The organism is Sphingomonas sp. GlSt437 (genome assembly GCF_048015635.2).
Taxonomy (GTDB): Bacteria; Pseudomonadota; Alphaproteobacteria; order Sphingomonadales; family Sphingomonadaceae; genus Sphingomonas.
Genome location: NZ_JBPGYA010000001.1, coordinates 1,087,741 through 1,105,676, shown reverse-complemented (window position 1 = coordinate 1,105,676; position 17,936 = coordinate 1,087,741). Strand labels below are relative to the sequence as shown.

Annotated in this window: 20 protein-coding genes; 9 read left to right on the top strand and 11 right to left on the bottom strand. The window is 63.7% G+C overall.

What is annotated here, in order from left to right; translation table 11 throughout:
- Nucleotides 1-26 precede the first annotated feature (26 nt).
- Nucleotides 27-1,025 (bottom strand): Rieske 2Fe-2S domain-containing protein, encoded by a 999-nt coding sequence (locus tag ACLB0R_RS05505; protein ID WP_416642338.1) that lies wholly within the window; start codon nucleotides 1,023-1,025, stop codon nucleotides 27-29.
- Nucleotides 1,022-1,786 carry a class I SAM-dependent methyltransferase gene (locus ACLB0R_RS05500; protein ID WP_416642337.1) on the bottom strand — a complete coding sequence of 255 codons (765 nt, stop codon included), beginning with the start codon at nucleotides 1,784-1,786 and terminating at the stop codon, nucleotides 1,022-1,024. The genes ACLB0R_RS05505 and ACLB0R_RS05500 overlap by 4 nt, the downstream gene beginning before the upstream one ends.
- 68 nt (nucleotides 1,787-1,854) lie before the next feature.
- Here ACLB0R_RS05500 and ACLB0R_RS05495 point away from each other — a divergent pair, with 68 nt between their 5' ends.
- Entirely contained in the window at nucleotides 1,855-2,496 is a 642-nt protein-coding gene (locus tag ACLB0R_RS05495) for a TetR/AcrR family transcriptional regulator (RefSeq protein WP_416642336.1), read from the top strand.
- A 379-nt stretch (nucleotides 2,497-2,875) separates the two neighbouring features.
- Nucleotides 2,876-4,060 (top strand): Fic family protein, encoded by a 1,185-nt coding sequence (locus ACLB0R_RS05490; RefSeq protein WP_434953768.1) that lies wholly within the window; start codon nucleotides 2,876-2,878, stop codon nucleotides 4,058-4,060.
- Between the two features lie 283 nt (nucleotides 4,061-4,343).
- On the opposite strand, the gene ACLB0R_RS05485 is transcribed toward ACLB0R_RS05490, so the two are convergent.
- Nucleotides 4,344-5,711, bottom strand: coding sequence for a TetR/AcrR family transcriptional regulator (locus tag ACLB0R_RS05485; RefSeq protein ID WP_434953767.1), 1,368 nt, complete (start codon nucleotides 5,709-5,711; stop codon nucleotides 4,344-4,346).
- Between the two features lie 170 nt (nucleotides 5,712-5,881).
- On the opposite strand from ACLB0R_RS05485, the gene ACLB0R_RS05480 reads away from it, so the two are divergent.
- The 7 genes from ACLB0R_RS05480 to phnN are packed head-to-tail and all read left to right on the top strand — an operon-like array spanning nucleotide 5,882 to nucleotide 11,453.
- Nucleotides 5,882-6,820 (top strand): phosphate/phosphite/phosphonate ABC transporter substrate-binding protein, encoded by a 939-nt coding sequence (locus ACLB0R_RS05480; protein ID WP_416642334.1) that lies wholly within the window; start codon nucleotides 5,882-5,884, stop codon nucleotides 6,818-6,820.
- 29 nt (nucleotides 6,821-6,849) lie between these two features.
- Nucleotides 6,850-7,671 carry a PhnD/SsuA/transferrin family substrate-binding protein gene (locus ACLB0R_RS05475; RefSeq protein WP_416642333.1) on the top strand — a complete coding sequence of 274 codons (822 nt, stop codon included), beginning with the start codon at nucleotides 6,850-6,852 and terminating at the stop codon, nucleotides 7,669-7,671.
- 2 nt (nucleotides 7,672-7,673) lie between these two features.
- Nucleotides 7,674-8,570, top strand: a complete 897-nt coding sequence (locus tag ACLB0R_RS05470) for a PhnE/PtxC family ABC transporter permease (protein WP_416643022.1) — start codon at nucleotides 7,674-7,676, stop codon at nucleotides 8,568-8,570.
- Nucleotides 8,567-9,445 (top strand): phosphonate ABC transporter, permease protein PhnE, encoded by an 879-nt coding sequence (phnE, locus tag ACLB0R_RS05465; RefSeq protein WP_416642332.1) that lies wholly within the window; start codon nucleotides 8,567-8,569, stop codon nucleotides 9,443-9,445. The genes ACLB0R_RS05470 and phnE overlap by 4 nt, the downstream gene beginning before the upstream one ends.
- Nucleotides 9,438-10,190, top strand: a complete 753-nt coding sequence (phnC, locus tag ACLB0R_RS05460; protein WP_416642331.1) for a phosphonate ABC transporter ATP-binding protein — start codon at nucleotides 9,438-9,440, stop codon at nucleotides 10,188-10,190. The genes phnE and phnC overlap by 8 nt, the downstream gene beginning before the upstream one ends.
- Complete coding sequence (locus tag ACLB0R_RS05455) at nucleotides 10,187-10,888, top strand: chloramphenicol acetyltransferase (protein ID WP_416642330.1); 702 nt, start codon at nucleotides 10,187-10,189, stop codon at nucleotides 10,886-10,888. The genes phnC and ACLB0R_RS05455 overlap by 4 nt, the downstream gene beginning before the upstream one ends.
- A 4-nt stretch (nucleotides 10,889-10,892) precedes the next feature.
- Nucleotides 10,893-11,453: a phosphonate metabolism protein/1,5-bisphosphokinase (PRPP-forming) PhnN gene (gene phnN, locus ACLB0R_RS05450; protein WP_416642329.1), complete on the top strand. Its 561-nt coding sequence runs from the start codon at nucleotides 10,893-10,895 to the stop codon at nucleotides 11,451-11,453.
- On the opposite strand, the gene ACLB0R_RS05445 is transcribed toward phnN, so the two are convergent.
- The 8 genes from ACLB0R_RS05445 to phnG are packed head-to-tail and all read right to left on the bottom strand — an operon-like array spanning nucleotide 11,423 to nucleotide 17,884.
- Nucleotides 11,423-12,118 (bottom strand): DUF1045 domain-containing protein, encoded by a 696-nt coding sequence (locus tag ACLB0R_RS05445; protein ID WP_416642328.1) that lies wholly within the window; start codon nucleotides 12,116-12,118, stop codon nucleotides 11,423-11,425. The two genes, phnN and ACLB0R_RS05445, sit on opposite strands and share 31 nt — an antisense overlap.
- A 3-nt stretch (nucleotides 12,119-12,121) precedes the next feature.
- Nucleotides 12,122-13,273 carry an alpha-D-ribose 1-methylphosphonate 5-triphosphate diphosphatase gene (locus tag ACLB0R_RS05440; RefSeq protein ID WP_416642327.1) on the bottom strand — a complete coding sequence of 384 codons (1,152 nt, stop codon included), beginning with the start codon at nucleotides 13,271-13,273 and terminating at the stop codon, nucleotides 12,122-12,124.
- Nucleotides 13,270-14,007: a phosphonate C-P lyase system protein PhnL gene (phnL, locus tag ACLB0R_RS05435; RefSeq protein ID WP_416642326.1), complete on the bottom strand. Its 738-nt coding sequence runs from the start codon at nucleotides 14,005-14,007 to the stop codon at nucleotides 13,270-13,272. Before phnL ends, ACLB0R_RS05440 begins: the two co-directional genes overlap by 4 nt.
- Entirely contained in the window at nucleotides 14,007-14,774 is a 768-nt protein-coding gene (phnK, locus tag ACLB0R_RS05430; protein WP_434953766.1) for a phosphonate C-P lyase system protein PhnK, read from the bottom strand. Before phnK ends, phnL begins: the two co-directional genes overlap by 1 nt.
- A 5-nt stretch (nucleotides 14,775-14,779) precedes the next feature.
- Complete coding sequence (locus ACLB0R_RS05425) at nucleotides 14,780-15,670, bottom strand: alpha-D-ribose 1-methylphosphonate 5-phosphate C-P-lyase PhnJ (RefSeq protein WP_416642324.1); 891 nt, start codon at nucleotides 15,668-15,670, stop codon at nucleotides 14,780-14,782.
- A complete protein-coding gene (locus tag ACLB0R_RS05420) occupies nucleotides 15,667-16,812 on the bottom strand; it encodes a carbon-phosphorus lyase complex subunit PhnI (RefSeq protein ID WP_416642323.1) in 1,146 nt (381 codons plus the stop codon). The genes ACLB0R_RS05425 and ACLB0R_RS05420 overlap by 4 nt, the downstream gene beginning before the upstream one ends.
- The gene (gene phnH / locus ACLB0R_RS05415; protein ID WP_416642322.1) at nucleotides 16,812-17,417 is read right to left on the bottom strand and encodes a phosphonate C-P lyase system protein PhnH; all 606 of its coding nucleotides are present in this window, start codon (nucleotides 17,415-17,417) and stop codon (nucleotides 16,812-16,814) included. Before phnH ends, ACLB0R_RS05420 begins: the two co-directional genes overlap by 1 nt.
- Nucleotides 17,417-17,884 (bottom strand): phosphonate C-P lyase system protein PhnG, encoded by a 468-nt coding sequence (phnG, locus tag ACLB0R_RS05410; protein WP_416642321.1) that lies wholly within the window; start codon nucleotides 17,882-17,884, stop codon nucleotides 17,417-17,419. Before phnG ends, phnH begins: the two co-directional genes overlap by 1 nt.
- Nucleotides 17,885-17,936 lie beyond the last annotated feature (52 nt).

Sequence of the window (17,936 nt, the reverse complement as noted above, 5' to 3'; positions counted from 1 at the left end):
GGCGTATTCCTGACCAGCTTTCCGCGTTATCTGGTTGCCGCCTGAAGTCCGTTCAGCCATGCGCGATACCATTTCTGAAACTGCAGCGAGGGTGCATCGGACGGCATCGACACCTCCTCGCCAGTCGTTGGCACTTCCGACGGCCAGGCAGTCGTCATATTGCGTTCGTCTTCGCGGAAGATCATCGGCGTGAAGGCATCGAACAATCGCGGGATCGGGCTGTATCGACTATGGTTGCGGCGCGCGATGATGATCTGCCGCGACCGGCCATCGGCGAGCGGCACCAGATAAATATAGAGCAGCGACTGCTTATCGCCTTTTTGCGATACCACCAGGCTCATGCCGTTGGGCGGGTGAAACTCGACCCAGCCGGCATCGGCCGGCCGAACGTCATCGCCGCCATCGATCCACCAGTCCATGCGGAACCCGCCATCGGAGCGAAGCGCCATGCGGTGCGATATCTGCGCGTTGGGCGTCTTGCCGAGCTTGCGGCCGAACGCGACGCCGATCGTCGTGCGATGGACGAATGGCAGGTGCGCGACATCGAGCGCGGTCTGCACGGCGCGGCTCCAGTGGACGTCCCACTCATAATGAAGGATCGAGCCAAACCATCCCCCGCTCAGCGCTGGCGGCAGGTCAAGCGGCAGCGCATCGGCCGGATCGCCGGCAAACAGCCAGAGCAGCCCGTCGCGTTCTTCGCACGCCAGTGCCTGGGCATGGACGACCGACAACTTGTTGGCCCTGGGATTGAACGGGATCGCCCGGCATGCCCCCGTACCGTCAAAGCGCCAGGCATGATAGGCGCACTGAATTGTGCCGTCGCCGGGCAGCTTGCCGACCGACAGCTTCACGCTGCGATGCGGGCAGCGATCGACCAGCGCCTGCGCCGTGCCATTCTGGTCGCGGAACAGCACGACGGGCACGCCGTCGAGCACGTCCGCCAGGGGTTTCCTGCGGAGGTCGCGCGCGGCGGTCAACGGCGTCCAGCACCCTTGCAGCGACGGGAAGTTGACGGTTCGGCTCATGGCGCATCCTGGGCTAGGGGTTTGTCGGCGACGAGGATCCACATCAGCGCACCGGCGATCGCGAAAGCCGATCGTGACCGCTCGATGCGCAGTCCTGCTGATCGCAACGCGGCGGCGTAATCGTGAGTCGGGACATAATCGCCGATCACGACGCGGCCGCCGGGCTTGAGCACGCGGGCGATCTCGGCGCATGCCCTGACCTGATCGGGCTTGGGCTCGATATTGTGGAGGCAGAGCAGCGAGACGACGATGTCGAACGACGCATCGGCGAAAGTCAGCGCGGTCGCATCGCCGGTTTGCACATCGACGCGATCGGCGACCCCCTCGATCGCACTGTTCCGAAGCGTCGCGGCGGACGAGTTGTTGCTCAAATCCTTCGCCGACCAGATATCGATACCGGTCGCCCGGCCGCCCCTGTCCAGCCTTTTGGCCGCAGCAATCAACAACGTGCCCGCGCCGGTGCCGACATCAAGGACGGCCTCGTCACCCCGCCAGTCGATCAGGCCGATCAGCGCGTCTCGAGTGCGCAGCTTCCCGACCAAGCCATATTGCAGCATCGCCAGGCCGAGGATGGTCGGCACCATGCCGATCAGGATCAGCGCCACCGCGACCGGGGTCGCCAGCGCGAACGGCTGCACGCGCAGGACCAGCAGCGCGGCGACCAGAATGACCGAGCCCGCGACCAGAAACCCGACCATGACCCCGGAGGCATCCCACCCATAGGCAGGCTTTTGCTTGGCTTGATGGTTGGAGAGGGGCATAAATGAAAGGCCATATTAATAGACGGACTCGTCTATATATAAATGCTGACGGGGATCAAGCGCGCATCGTGACCGACCGCAAAAAGGCTTCCTCTCGCGCGCCGGGACGTCCGCCCGACCCCGCCAAGGTCGAGGCTATCCTCGAAGCGAGCTGGCGATTGTTCTTGGCGTACGGCGTCGAAGCCGTGACGATCGATCGCATTGCCGCTGAAGCACGCGTCGCCAAAATGACCGTCTACGCCCACTTCGCCGACAAGCGCGCGCTGTTCCGCGCGGGTGTCTTGCGCGAGACCGAGCGGATCGAAACGGCGCAGCAGCAGGGCATCGCGGTGGATACGGGCGGGTCACTGCGCGATGCGCTGATCGCTTTTGGCTGCGAGCTGCTATTCTTTCTAATTACGCCGGGTGCAGTCGATTTCTACGGGACGTTGTCGGGCGATCTGCGGCGCGATCCTGATCTGGGGCGGACCTTTTACGACGCCGGCCCGGGTCGCACGCTCAGCAACCTGACCGCTTTGTTGGCCGGACCCTTGGCCGGGGATTTGGCAATCGACGATCCTGCTCAGGCGGCCGAACTGCTGTTCGGTATGTGGCAAGGGGCATCGAACTTCCGGTTGATGTTGGGTGTAGAACAAGCTGGCGTCGACCCCGGGATTGAGCACCATGTCGTCCACTGTGTCGATCGGTTCCTAGCAGCATATGCGGCTTAACACGATCCCCCCGCGCGGAGCTGCCGGCTACAGCGACCTCGACGAACGGAACGGCCGCCACAGCGACCTTGGTAGAGTGCCAACTTCAAAGATGAAGTCGGCTATCCGGCGAGAGGCGATCGATCACCCATGACCGCTATTAGGGCGCAAAACCGCCAGTCGCAAATGCATGATCTGCAGCCACCCATCACAGTTCGACATTTCAAGTTGATCGCGCCACTTTCCGCCACGCCTGTGTTTTTGACAATTGCGGATCTGGCCGTATGCATCGTCATTGCGCCTGATCCCGATATAACCGGCATCATTCTAATCCGAGTATAGCCTAAAACTTAGATTTCTGGCCTTTCCAACCGGCACGAAAACCGGCACAACAACCGGCATGGATGTCAGTTCGATGGAACCCATGCTGCCCGCTGAGGCGGAGCGCTCGCTCGACGATGTGACGTTCGAGCTGGTGCGCGAAGCGTCGATGCTGGCGGGGCGGGTGCATCCAATTGTGCAGGAAGCGATCGGCGCGCTCGTGCGGTCGATGAACTGTTATTACTCGAATCTGATCGAGGGGCACGACACGCATCCGCGGGATATCGATCGGGCGCTCGCGCAGGATTTTTCGGTCGAGCCGCGCAAGCGGGCGCTGCAGCTGGAAGCGGTTGCACATATCGACGTACAGCGGCGGATCGATCTTGGGGATGATCCGCAGGACTGGCCAGCGAGCCGCATCTATGCCGAGTGGCTGCATCGAGCTTTTTGCGAAAAGCTGCCTGACGAACTCCTTTGGGTCGAAAATCCGGACACAGGCGAACGGCTGCGCGTGGTCCCGGGTGAATTGCGCCAGCGGGAAGTGATGGTCGGTCGGCATCTTCCGCCCGAGGCCGACGACCTACCGCGATTCCTGGCGCGGTTCGAGGAGGCTTATAATCCGGCGCGGCTCAACCAGATGCGCCAAGTCGAGTCAGTCGGCGCGATCCACCACCGGCTACTCTGGATTCACCCATTTCTCGACGGCAACGGCCGGGTAACGCGGTTGATGAGTCATGCGCTGTTCAAGCGCCTGGGAATCGGGACGAGCCTCTGGTCGGTGTCGCGCGGGCTTGCCCGGGATGCGCAGCGCTACAAGGCCCTACTTGCGGTGGCCGACGGCCCGCGTCGCGGGGACCGCGATGGGCGGGGCGCGCTCACACAGGCGGGGCTGGTCGAGTTTTGCGATTTCTTCCTGCGGACCTGCGTCGATCAGGTGCGCTACATGGCCTCGATCCTCGAGCCGCAGGAACTGCTGCGGCGGATCGAAGCCTATGCCGATGACGAGGCGCACGCCGGGCGGTTGCCCAAGGGCGCGTTTCCGATTCTGCGTGAGGCTTTGCTGACCGGCGAATTGTCGCGTGGCGAAGCCGGTCGGCTGACCGGCTATCAGGAGCGCAAGGGGCGTGAGGTCGTCGCGTCGCTGCTGGCGAAGGGCTTGCTGGTGGCGACGACGCCAAGCCATAAGTCGGCGGTGCGGCTGGGCTTCCCTATCGACGTCGTCGAGCGCTGGTTCCCCAGGCTATATCCAGTCGGGCTTTCGTAAAGGACAGCGCAGACATCGGTGGACGCCGGTGGATTGCAAATGCGGCCAGTGGGAACGATTGTGGGCTAGAGCATAGACGACCTTGTAAATATTGCCGTTTTACAACGTTATAGATCAATAAAGCGGCACCCTCCCGCGCCGCCAAGCAGTCGTCGAACTTACCTATCCTTGGTGTGGTGGTGTCATTGGCTTTACGGGCGGCATAGGCCTCATTACAAAACAGAATGATAGCCAAACCAGCCTCAACCGCTGACCCCTGAGCGACAAGGGCGAGCCCTCATTTTTAGCAAGCCAGCCGGCTGCGCCCTCGCGTTGAAAGAAGAAACGCATCTATCTCATCAAGGTCGCGTTCGCGCGCCGCCATGCGATCTGCGGCATTCATGCCAAAATAGCCACGCGACCGCGCGAAGGCGAGGTCGGACAGCATTGCCGCTTCAAGCGCTGAAATATTCTCTGTGCTTCCCAAGATTACCGCCAGATAAGTGCGCGATTTCCGTCCGCGGAAATAGCGCAGATTGGCGGCCAATCCTTTGAGCGCGCTGTCGCGAGCTACGGCGAGGATCAACTCGTTCATCGCCAGCCGACTAAGCGCCATTTCCGGCGTTTCCTCGGCGCCCAGCGTCGCTTCACGCAAATCTTCGTATTCCTTGCCGGAGATCCCGGGCACCGGCGCCAAATCCTGACCCATGGTCCGCCAATAGACGGTCTCATAGGCAAGGTGCATCAGATCTGCGCTGGTCCGGCAGTGATAGGACACCGCGCCCAAAGTCAGCCCCGCTTCAGCGGCGACGGCGCGATGGGTGAGACCGCCGGGGCCGTTGCGCGCGACCAAATCTGCGGCAGCATGCGCGATCCGCTCAGGGATGGCGCCTTCCGGTATGACCGTTGCCGCTGTCTTCGCCGCATTAAGCCGGGCATGGCGTCGCCACGGCCCTTCCGCCGCCGGTCGCCCCGCCAACCAGTCGCCCCAACCCTGGCAAAGCTCCACCAGGCAGGCCGCATCTGCAACCGCATCTCCCTGGATCAGATGAAGAAAGCCCTCGCCATCGAACAGGTAATAATTGAGGCGGGCATAATCGGGCATACCGTAGCGCTCGGATACCCGTTGCCAGAAATCGGCCCAGAGCGAGTTCCACCCCTCCAGCGCTGGTGCGAATTTGCGGTTGCGCGCAGCCACAAGTTGGCATTCGCGCCAGGCAAAGGCGAGCGCGCGATGATTGACCGACCAATCCTGGATTAGCGCCGCCATCAATGGCGACATCACCTTACGCGCATCATCGTCGTCGACCGGTGTCGGCATCGACTGCAATTGTCGCGAGCACCATTGCTTGGCGTGTTCCAGTGCGCGCTGCTGTGACGCGATTAACAAGCGTTCAAGATCATCAAAGTGATAATAGATGCTGGACACTGGCTGGCCCGCTGCATGAGCCAGAGCGCGGGCCGAAATTCCCGCATAGCCATGATTTTCCCACGCAGTCATCGCGACATCGATCAAGCGTTCGGACGTAGACCGCTGTAGGCTTCGCTCTTCAATCACCGGTACACCGGCGAGGCCAGCGACGCCGGTATCTTGAGTGACAGTTGCCGTAACATTCTCTGAGCCGCCGGGCGCAACCGGTGCCCCTTCAAGATCACGCTTACGCGGAACCATACAACTGTCCAAACTGTCCAAAATCTGAAACTCGCCGACGTTATAAACACTACAGAATCGAAGGAAAGCCTATGGTCTCTCGCTCTCGCTCTCGCTTTCGCGTTCTGCGGCGCAAAGGGCACCCGATCGGCACAAATCGGGATATCCAGTGGTGGGTAGCGCCAATTGCAGTGCTGGCGCTATCGGCGTGCGGCAGCGAACAGAACGGCCAGGCCGGTTGGCGCGGCCAGGTCAATGAGCTGCGCATTTCGGTGCCTACGCCGTCACTGGTCGAACCGTCGGGGCGCTCAACCAGCTTGGGGGCGTTCCAGGATTATATGGCGACAGCGACGGGATTGCCGGTGCGTGTGCGCCAGACCACAGACATCTACACATCGACGATCCAAGCGCTAAGTTCTGGGCAAGTCGATGTCGCACTGATCGCGGGTGGCGGCTACGCCAATGCGCATGAGCAGATCGGCAATCTGGTCGCGCCGCAGCTGATCATGATCGGCGCACATGGTGAGACGGGCTATTATTCATCGCTCATCGTGCGGGCAGACAGCCCCTATCACTCGATTGCCGATCTCAAGGGCAAATCGCTCGCCGTCGTCGATTATAATTCGACCTCGGGATATCTCTATCCCATGCACGCCATGCGCGGGCACGGCATTGATCCCGAACGATATTTCAGCCGCATCGGCGTCGCTGGTGGCCATCCCCAGGCGGTGTCAGCGGTTTACAACCAGCAATATGACGCGGCTTGGTCGTTGTCGTCCAACGGTACGCCCAAAACCGGCTTTGCCATCACGACCTGGGATCGGATGGCGGATCGCGGCATGATCCCGCACGGAGCGATCCGCGATATCTGGGATGTGGGTCCAGTGCCCAATCTGGCGCTCGCGGTGCGCACCGATCGACCCCAGGCGCTACAGGATTTGGTGCGCGGCGCGATGGCAGCCATTCCCTATGACGCGCCTGAGGTGTTCCGCGCATTCGACAATCTGCCCGGCGTATCGTTCACCGCCGGCAACGACTCGATGTTTGCTGAGACCTACACGCTGCGCAAGGAAGCGATTGCCGATCAACGGGCCAGCGCCAACGGCGCCGCGCCGCAGCTGCCCCATTGATGCGCGCGTTAGCGCCTGTCGCTGCAGCGATGGCGATCACCGGCGCGTCGGTTTCGGCAGCACCAACGCCGATGCCATCAGTGCTTCGGTTGGGCATTCAGGCCGCGAGGGCTGGGCCCTGCGCGACACCCAGCTCCTCGACTCCAGCCTCGCTCGCCGCGCTGGCCAAGCATTTGGCTGGCCGGCTGCGCTTGTCGGTCGAGCTTTGCCCCTTTGCTGACACAACAGCAGCAGCGACGGCGCTGGCGAAGGGAAGCGTCGATCTGGCGCTGCTGACGCCCGCCACCTGGCCGATCGTCAACGGCAGGGGTCGGCCGATCCTGACGCTGCGTCCGCAAGGTGCCTTGCCCCGCTCCCCAATCCTTGCGGTAACGCGCGCAACGGCCGGACCCCTAACCGCCGCCGCCATCGCCGCGCGCCGGGTAATCACCGTAAAACATGATGCGCTTGGCTATGATGCCGCCCGTGCCGCCGTCGCAACGCACGGCGGTGATGCTATCAATCGCCAGCCCTCTACGGCCGTTGGGTCGTTCAGCGCTGCGCTGGCAACGCTGGCGGCGGGAAAGGCGGATGTAGCACTGGTGCCGACCGATTTGTGGTTTGTTGGCTGCGGCGCGAGCAAGACAGTGTGCGCGCCATATCGGATCGCTTGGCAGAACCGTCCGATTGCGCAGCATGCCTGGGTGCTGCGCGGCGGGCTGCCGGATGAGCTCCGCTATCGCCTTATCGGTATTTTCATCGCGTTGCCGCTCGATAATCCGCAAGCCTTTGCCGGCGCGGCGGGTGGCGTGCGCGGGGCGTTCGAGCCTACCGAGGCCAGCGCGCTCGATGCCGGCGGCAAGGGTCGGTGACGATGCCCCTGTCGGGCAATGCGGGCCTGGTCGGCACGTTCGAGGCGCAGCGACGGCAAGTTGCGATCCGTGGGCGCATAATAGCGGCGGCGATGTTGCTTGCCCTCGGTATTTTGCTGGCCGTGTCGGCGCAGCAGAGCGAATTTCTCGAAGGAGACTATGGCGACGCTCCACTCGCGCGGGTGGCGAGCTTCCTCCAGCGCATGAACCCCCACCTCAGCGCGGCAAAGCTTTTTGCCGGCAGCCCTGCGCCGGGGTCGCTCGCTTACTGGTTCTATGCTTTCCCCAAATGGCTCCGCGCCTTGTGGACCAGCATTGAAATGGCGGTCCTGGCAACCGTGATCGGCGGGGTTTTCGCCTTCGCGATGTCATTGGTGATGGCACGAACCGTGACGCGGCACGTGGTCATTCGTCAAATCGCGCGGCTGCTTCCCAATATGGTGCGCACTATGCCCGCCTTCATTCTGGCGATGCTGTTGGTGCCGGCGGTCGGGCCGGGCGCGGTGGCGGGAACGCTGGCCCTCACCCTTATCTGCTTTACCGGCCTGGCGCGGCCCTTTGCCGATATTCTGGAAAATGCCGATACTGGTCCTATGGAAAGCGTTCGGGCCGCCGGCGGCGGGCGAATGGCGCAAATTCGTTACGGCCTGGTCCCGCTCGTTGCGCCCAACATGCTTTCCTATGTCTTTGCTTGGGTCGAGATCAACGTGTCGATCTCCACTGCGCTTGGCATAGTCGGGACGGGGGGAATTGGCCAGGAGCTGGCCAACGCGCTCGCTTACAATCAATATGACAGCTACCTCGCGATGATGCTGATGATCGCGGTGGTGATCATCGCTACCGACCTCAGCTCAGAAGCAGTGCGCCATCGTTTCTTCGGCCTCGAGCTGGCGCGATGACCAGCCTGGCCGTGCCCGCGCCCCAGGCAATCGCGCAAGCGCGGCTGATTGCCGGCGCGGCCGTCACGCCCGCGCCGGTGCGTCGCCTGTTGCGCTGGCTGGCTTGGGGACTGAGCCTCGCCGCGCTGCTCGCGATGGCTGGCGATATCGGGTTAACACCGAAGCTGCTGGTCGCAGGTTTTTGGCGATCAGGACATCTGATCGCGCTGATGTGGCCGCCGACCGCCAATGGGCAGGCGACGGCGATCTTCGTAGCACTGGGCCAGACGCTGGCAATGGCGTTTCTCGGCACCGCGATTGTCGTGGTGGCGGCCTTTCCGCTGGGGCTTCTGGGCGCGCGATCAGTCGTCGCGCAACCCGTTTTCCACTTTGTGCTGCGCCTGTTCTTCGACTTGGGCCGAGCGATCCCGGTATTGGTCTGGGCCATCATTCTGGTCGCGGCATTCGGCCTTGGCCCGCGCGTTGGCGTTGCCGCCATGGTGCTGGCGGAGATACCCTATCTCGCCAAAATCTTCGCCGAGACGATGGAAAACCGCCGCAAGGGTGTGATCGAATCGGTTCAATCGGCGGGTGGGTCGCGGCTGCAGGTGCTGCGCTACGGGCTGTTGCCGCAAGTGCTGCCGCTTGCCGTTGGTCAGGCGATGCTACTGTTTGAGAGCAACCTGCGCGAATCGGCCGCGCTGGGGCTGGTGGGCGCTGGGGGCATTGGCGTCCTGCTGGTGACGCGTATCCAACTTCTCCAACTTGATCAGGTCGCTTGGATTCTCGTTCTCTTCATGATCATGGTGATGACCATCGATTTGCTGTCGCAGATGGTGCGGCGGCGGCTGATCGAGGCCATGCCGCAACGCGCTGTGAGTATGGCCGATGCTTGAATTGACCCGGGTCCGCAAATGCTATGGCGCCAAGGTCGCGATCGACAACCTCAATCTTCGCGTTGAACCGGGCGAAATGGTGGCGATCATCGGCCGATCGGGTGCCGGCAAATCGACGCTGCTCCGCCTGATCAATCGCCTGACCGAGGCTGATGCGGGCGAAATTCGCTGGCAGGATCGTGACATCGGCGCGTTGAACGGCCGGGCGTTGCGCGAATGGCGCGCACATTCGGCGATGATCTTCCAGCGGTTCAATCTCGTCGAGCGGCTGGATGTCATCACCAATGTGCTGATCGGCTCGCTCCACCGCCGTCGATCGCTGGCGTCGTTGATAAAATATTTCCCGGTTGAGGATCGCGCTCGCGCCATCCTCGAACTGGATCGGGTCGGCATGGCCGACAAGGCGCTGCAGCGCGCCGAAACCCTGTCGGGTGGCGAGATGCAGCGTGTCGCCATCGCGCGCGCCATGATGCAGCAGCCGGGCCTGCTGCTCGCCGATGAGCCGGTGTCGGCGCTTGATCCGTTCAATGCGACGGGCGTGATGAACGCGCTGGTCGCCGCCAATCGGGAGCGGGGCATCACCGTGCTGGTCAACACGCACACGCTCGATCTTGCCAAGCGGTTCTGCCCGCGCCTGATCGGCCTGCGGGGCGGCGCGGTCATGTTCGACGGCTCGCCCGCCGAGCTCGACGAGCGGCTGGAGGCGGACGTGTTCGGCAACCATGCTTTTAGGCCCGCTGCATGAGCCAATCCCCGCGCCTTGCCGATCATCCGCTTGAGCCCGGTGATCGCTACATCGAGCAGCATTGGCCTGCGCGCCATCACGCTAAGGGGCAGGTCGACTCCGCGCCGATCATCGATCCCGACGCGATGATCCGTGATTGCGTGCTTGGCCCCTGGACTCAGGTCGGCGCCCGCTGTTCGCTCGCTGAAGTGACCTTCGGCGCCTATAGTTACATTGTCGCTGATGCGAGCGCGATTTATGCCGATATCGGCAAATTCTGCTCAATCGCGCAGGCCGCGAGGATCAATCCGGGCAATCACCCGCTCCATAAGGCAGCGTTGCACCATTTCACCTATCGGTCAGTCACCTATGATGTCGGCAATGCCGATGACGACGCGTTTTTCGACTGGCGCCGATCGCATCGCGTGACATTGGGGCATGATGTGTGGATCGGCCATGGCGCGGTGGTCCTGCCGGGCGTGTCGATCGGCACTGGTGCGGCAATCGGCGCGGGCGCGGTGGTGTCGCGCGACATTCCAGCCTTCGCGGTGGCGGTCGGCGTGCCGGCCCGACCGATCCGCGATCGCTTTCCCAGCACTGTCCAGCAGGGCCTGCTTGATCTCGCCTGGTGGGATTGGGAGCATGACCGGCTGCGCGAGGCACTGGCCGATTTCCGGGCACTCGGCGCGGCGGCGTTTGTCGCCAAATATCGCGGGTGAAGGCGTGGCAGGCGTTTTTCTGCCGGTGGTTGGTCCTAGCGGCGCCGGCAAGGATACGCTGATCGACGCGGCGCGTCATCAGCTTGTCGGGGATGACCGGTTTCACTTCGTGCGCCGGGTGATCACGCGTCCGGCCGATGCGGGCGGCGAGCAACACGTCGCCGCGACACTGGCAACCTTCGGCGCGCTGGAGGCGGCCGGCGGGTTCGCATTGTCCTGGCGAGCGCATGATCTCGCTTATGGCATCCCGGTCAGCGCCGACGGCGAATTGGCGAATGGCCGACACGTCATTGCTAATCTGTCGCGTGGCGCGATCGGCGCAGCGGTGGCGCGTTATGCTGCAGTGTGCGTGCTCCACGTTACCGCGCCGGCCGAGTTGCTGCGCGCGCGGCTGACGGCGCGGCAACGCGAGGATGAGACAAGCCAGGGAGCGCGCCTCAAGCGCGTTGCCGTCCTTCCCGATGGCGTGCGGGTAATCGAGATCGTCAATGACGGATCGATCGAGCTCGGCGCAGGCCGCTTGCTCGGCGCGCTTCAGGCAGTGGCGGCAAACGGCGCGCGGTGAAGCACGCGAAACGGCAGCCCGGCCTCTGGCTGTTCAAACAGGCAGATCGCATCGACAATAAACGGCTCGGCAATGGCAGGCGCGAAATGCTCGGCCAGCAGCGCCGCGATGCCAGATTGCTGCTCGGGCGGCAGACGACCCGTTAGCGTGAAGTGCAGGCGAAACTCGTCAAGCACGTAAGGATAGCCCCAGGTGGTGAGATGCGCCTGCTGGCGCGGGCTGAGGCCCGTCGCCAGGCGGCGCGCCGACTCGGCTTGCGTGAGCGGCGCGCGGAACGGTTCGAACGCTGTCAGGCCATCGGCATGGAGCGCCGCGATGGCGGCAGTCGGTTTCCGCTCGACCAGCGCCAGAAACGCGCCAATCGCCGCCAAGTGCAGGTCGATTGAAAATGGCGCGCGCGTCGTCGCGAAGTCGTCAGCGGCAGCGCATAGGGCGTCAACCGACGTACCTGCCGCCAGCCGGAACGGCGCCTTGATCGTCGCGTGGAAGCCATAATGCCGCGCCTCGGCGGTCATCGCGTCGGCGCGCAGCGTATCAATGCCTAGCGGCCCGACATAGGCCATATCGCTGTCAACGGCAGCATCGCGCGCCAGCCATGCGCAGGCGGTTTGCCACAGTGGTGTATCGGGCGCGGGGGCGAGATAGACGGCGTAGCGTGCGCTCATCGGTCAGGCGACGCGCCGACCCTCGCGCCAGACGCCGTGAACGACCGGCCAGCCATCTTCGGAAAGCGCGACGCGAACCAGATCGGCGCGCTTGCCGGGCGCGATTTCGCCGCGATCATCGAGTTTCGTCACCCGCGCCGGCGCGGCGGTGACGGTCGCGATCGCCGCGGGCAAGGGCAGCATGAAAGGGGCTTCGGTGAGGCGAAAGGCAGCGCGCAGCATCGACATCGGGATATAGTCTGAGGCAAATCCATCAAGCGCGCCCGCCGTCACAATTTCGGCGGCCGACACATTGCCCGAATGCGATCCGCCGCGGATCAGATTAGGCGCGCCCATGAATACCGCGATCCCGCGCCGCCGCGCCTCGATCGCCGCTTCGATCGTCACCGGAAATTCGGAGATGAGCGCGCCGTCTTCATCGGCCTGGCGGATGTGGTCCTCATTCTCGTCGTCATGCGTGGCGAGCGGCAAGCCGCGCTCGCGCGCGATGTCGACGACCGCGCGCCAATTGTCGGTTGCCATCTCGCTGGTCTGGCGATTGCGCCAGCCATCCACCACGTCCTCAACATCGGTGGCCGCATGGCCCATCGCCAGTGCCCGGCGACGGATTTCGGCCGCGTCGAGGTTGCGATACTGGCGCTGGCCCGGCGTGTGGTCCATTACCGACAACAGCTTGAGCAGCGGATTGTCGAGATGCATTTCCAGCGTCGGGATCAGCTTGGGATTGCGCACCTCGCAGCGCAGATGAAGGAAATGCTCGGCGCGCAGGATGTTTTCCTCGCTTGCCGCTTGCAGGCTCGACACCATGGGCATCAGCGCGGTCGAGCGGTCGATGCTTTTTTCATGTCCATGCAAGGCGATGCTGTCGAACACCGTGGTAATGCCGGCGCAGGCCATTTGCCCATCATGCGCAAGCACCGCGCCGAGCGCGTCCCAGCGCACATCGGGGCGCGGCTCATAATGCCGCTCAAGATTGTCGGTATGGATGTCGATCAACCCCGGGATCAGATAATCGCCCTCAAGGTCGATCGTCTCGCCATGCGGGCCAAGCGACGGCTCGACCGAGGCGATCCGCCCGCCCGAGATAATAACACCGCCGTTGTTGACGGCATCGGGCGTCACTACCGCCGCGTTGACGAACCGTATCTCAGTCATGCGGCGATACCCTCTTTAGGTGCGTTGGCGGCGAAATTGCTGATCGTGAATTCGCGTGTCCCGACGCGCTGGCGAACATCGACGTCGTGGAAAATGCCGACAATGGCAACGCCGTCCGCCAGCGCTTCTTGGATCAGGCTGACAACAACGTCGCGGTTGACCGGGTCGAGCGAGGCGGTCGGTTCGTCGAGCAGCAAGATCGGGTAGCGGCGGGCAAACCCCCGCGCGACGTTGACGCGCTGCTGCTCGCCGCCGGAGAACGTCGCGGGCGGCAAGGACCATAGCGATTCGGGCAGATTGAGCCGCGCGAGCAGATCGCGCGTGCGCTTGGCGGCGGCATCGCGTGTCCAGCCATTGGCGAGCAACGGCTCCATCACGATCTCGATCGCCGGCACGCGCGGGATGACACGGAGGAACTGGCCGACATGGCCCAGCGTCTTGCGGCGGACATCGATGACCAGTTGCGGCGCAGCGGTAGCGAGATCGACCATCGCATCGCCATGGCGGACCAGTATCTGGCCCTGCGACGTCCGGTAATTGGCGTAGATCGCGCGCATCAGTGTCGATTTGCCAACGCCGGACCGGCCGGCCAGCACGACGCACTCACCCGGATAAACGTCAAGCGCCAGCCCGCCGAACACGGGGATCACAGCACCATGCTGGTTGTGCAGCGTGAAAGTCTTGGCGAGCCCGCTCACGCTCAGATTGGGAAATGTCGGCGTCGGCTCCCCCATCACATGGCCGCCGACACGAGCAGCTGGGTATAGCCATGCTGGGGATCGTCAAGCACCTGGTCGGTCAGACCGGTTTCGACGACACGGCCATCCTTCATCACCATCAGCCGATCGGCGAGCAGCCGCGCCACCGCGAGGTCGTGCGTTACCACCATCACCGCCAGGCCAAGCTCGCGGACCAGTCCACGCAGCAAGTCGAGCAGCCGCGCCTGCACCGACACGTCAAGCCCGCCGGTTGGCTCGTCCATGAAGACGAGGCGCGGTTGGTGGGCAAGCGCACGGGCGATCTGCACGCGCTGCTGCATGCCGCCTGAAAATTCGCGCGGGCGCTGGTCGACCCTGGCCGGGTCCAGCTCGACTCGGCTCAGCCACTGCAACGCTTCGCCGCGCATCCGGTCATAATGGCGCTCGCCGCACATCAGCAGCGGCTCGACGATGTTGCCGCCCGCGCTGATCCTGAGGCGCAGCCCGTCGCGTGGATTCTGGTGGACGAACCCCCATTCCTCGCGGCGCAGCCGCCGGCGTTCGGGCTCGCTCAGCGCATAAACATCGGCCAGGCCCTGGCCGCGCACATCGAACAGTACTTTGCCCGCCGCCGGGCGCAATCTGCCCGACAGACAGGTAAGCAGACTGGTCTTGCCCGATCCGCTTTCCCCGACAATCCCCAGCACTTCGCCGGCCCGCAAGTCGAGCGAAACGACGTCGCACGCGATCGTCGCGCCATAGCGCACGGTAACGCCGCGCGCTTCGAGCAGGATGTCGCTCATCGGCATCACGACTGCTCGGCCATCGCTGGCGTCGTGCTTGACGCTTCTCGCTGGGTCGCGCAGTAATGGGTGTCGGAGCAGACATACATGCGTCCACCGCGATCGTCGGTGACAATCTCGTCGAGATAGGAGTCGGTCGATCCGCACAATTCGCACGCGCCGCCCCAACGCTGCGTCTCGAACGGCTTGCCCTCCAGATGCAGGCTTTGGACCGGGGTATAAGGCGGCACCGCGTATATCCGTTTTTCGCGGCCCGCGCCGAACAGCTGCAATGCGGGGCAATGGTCGAGCTTGGGGTTGTCGAAGGACGGGATCGGCGAGGGCGACATCACATAGCGCCGGTTGGTCAAGACCGGGTGCGAATTGGTCGATGCTGACCGGCCCAGCCGCGCATAGCTTTCGTACAGGCCGACATAAGGCAGCGCATATTCGCGATAAGCGTGCATCGCGCGGGTTTCGGTTTCACGCGGCTCGAAAAAGCGCAGCGGCTCGGGCTGGGGAACCTGATAGACCATGATCTGCCCTTCGCGCAGGCGATGTTCGGGCGTGCGGTGGCGCGACTGGATGATCGTCGCCGCCTCGGTATCCTCGGTCGTGCTGACCGCCGCCACTTTGGCGAAAAAGGCGCGGATCGACACTGCATTGGTCGTGTCGTCCGCACCCTGATCGATGCACTTGAACACGTCATCGCCGCCGATCAGGCTGGCCGTCACCTGAATGCCGCCAGTGCCCCAGCCATAGGGAATCGGCATTTCGCGCGAGCCGAACGGCACCTGATAGCCGGGGATTGCAACGGCCTTCAGGATCGCCCGGCGGATCATCCGCTTGGTCTGCTCGTCGAGATACGCGTAATTATACCCGGTAAGGGAGCCGACAGATAAGGCCGGAATGGTCACTCTGCTGCCTCGGCCAGCACATCGGGATGGGTCAGGTGGCTTTGGTCGGCGGCTTTGCGCTGCGAGTCGAACCAGTCAGCGCGCCGGTTGCGCAGCAACTGCAGCTCGGTCTGGAAATCGACATAATGCGGCAGCTTCAGGTGCAACACGAAGCCCGACGCTTCGACATGGTCGGCATGTGCAAGCACGAACTCCTCGTCCGCCGCGCCACGGGGATTATCGACCGACCGACCGGCAGCAAGCGCGCGGTCGACGATCGCCATCGCCATCGCCTTGCGCTCCGACCGGCCGAAGCTGAGGCCATAGCCGCGCGTGAAATAGGGCGGACGATCCGCTTCCTCGGCGACATTGCCAATCATCTGGCATTCGGTCAGCGTGATGTCGGCGATGTCGACCGGGAAGCCGAATTCTGGCGCGTCGATTACCACCGACACCTCGCCCATGCGCACCTCGCCACACAGCGGATGGTCGCCGCCCCAGCCACGCAACGCCGAATAGCTGAGCGACAGCAAAAAGCCTTCATCACCGCGTGCCAGCGCCTGGAGCCTTTGGTCCCGGTCAGCGGGATAACGCGGCGGGTCGCGCGTCAGGTCATAAGGGGCAGTGTCGGTTGCGGCTGCCGTTTCCGGCTGCAAGATACCTTCCGCCGCCATGGCGTCGGCGATCGTCTTGACCACTTGCGCGACGGGCGCGTTAGCAATTTCGGCGGGCGTCGGGTCCGCCCTGCCGTCATCATCCGCGAGACCGAAATCGAGCAGGCGATGCGTATAATCAAAGGTCGGCCCCAGAATCTGGCCGCCTGGCAAGTCCTTATAGGCAGCCGAAATCCGCCGACGCACCGCCATGGCGGTGGTATCGACGGGCTCGCTGACGCCGAACCTTGGCAACGTGGTGCGATAGGCGCGGAGCATAAAGATCGCCTCACCCACATCGCCCCAAGCCTGTTTGAGTGCCAGCGCGGCGAGGTCGGGATCATAGCATGAGCCCTCCGCCATCACCCGGTCGACGGCGAGACCGAGCTGCTCGCGGATTTGGGCGACGCTGATTTCGGGCACCGCCGGATCGCCGCGCCGTTCTTCGGCAAGCAGCTTGTGCGCTGCCTCGATCGCCTTGGCCCCGCCCTTGACCGCGACATAGGCCATTACGCCATCTCCTCGATATGGATGGTGCGGGGGATTGCCAGCAGTTCGGTACCCGCGGCCAGGAACAAGTCGACGCCGAGCGGCAAGAACGACCACAGCGCCTCGCGCTCGGCCCAGAGATGCGGTGGCAAACCCTGCGGCGCCAGCGCGATCGACCCATCGATGCCTGGTCCGGTGGCGAGCAAAGGTCGTCCGCCCATCAGCGCGTCGCACTCGATGATCAGCGTCGTCGATATGTCGGGACGCTCCGGATCGTCGAGCCTTGCCGAGGATAGTGGTGGCATCCTATCACCACGCCCGACCAGCGCAAAATCGACCGAAAGGTCATTCTCCACAGAGATGGGGCAGCCGGCGTGAAAGCGGAGCCACGGCGCTATGCCGTCCCGCAATGACGGTGACAGCCAAAGGGTGACATCAAGATCGAGCAGGGTCAGTGCCAGCGCGGCCCCCGCAATGCTAAGCGGTGGCGGTGGACCGAGAGCAATGCCGATCGCCTCAATCCGGCCAGGATAAGCGGTCGCAGCGAGAACGCGCCGGAAGACCTGCTGACTGTCCCGCGCAGGATCGGTAAAACCAGCGGCGAGGTCCATAAGCGGCGCCATCATCAGCGCACCTCCGATGCAAGCGTAAAGAAATCGACCCGAGTAGCGGCCGTTTTGCGAGCGGCAAGCGCCCGCCGTTCATCGGCCTCGCGAGCGAGTGGCTCGATGATCGCCGCAGACAAAGCTTCATGATGGATGGGCGACTGCAGCAGCGCATCGAGCCAGGCCGCCACCTCGCTATGAGCGACATCGCTGCCCCGCACATAGCTGTGACCCAGCGTGCCGTCGCTCAGCCGCACCGAACAGCGGGTAACCGTCATCTCGCCCAGATTGAACGCGGCGCCCGTGCCGCCGGCGCGGCCCTGCAGCATGATCAAACCCGTTTCCGGGCCCCGCAACCGCTCATAGGTAGGGGCCAAGCCGAACGCCTCGACGAGCTGTTGGAGGGAGGCAGGATCGGTCTTGGCGAGCACGCTGACCCAACGCTGGCGCCTGGCAATAAGTGCCTTATCGGCGGAGGAAGGGGTCACAAGCTACCTCGCGGCCAAGGTGTCGTTCTACGATCAGGTTCCGTAATCTCGC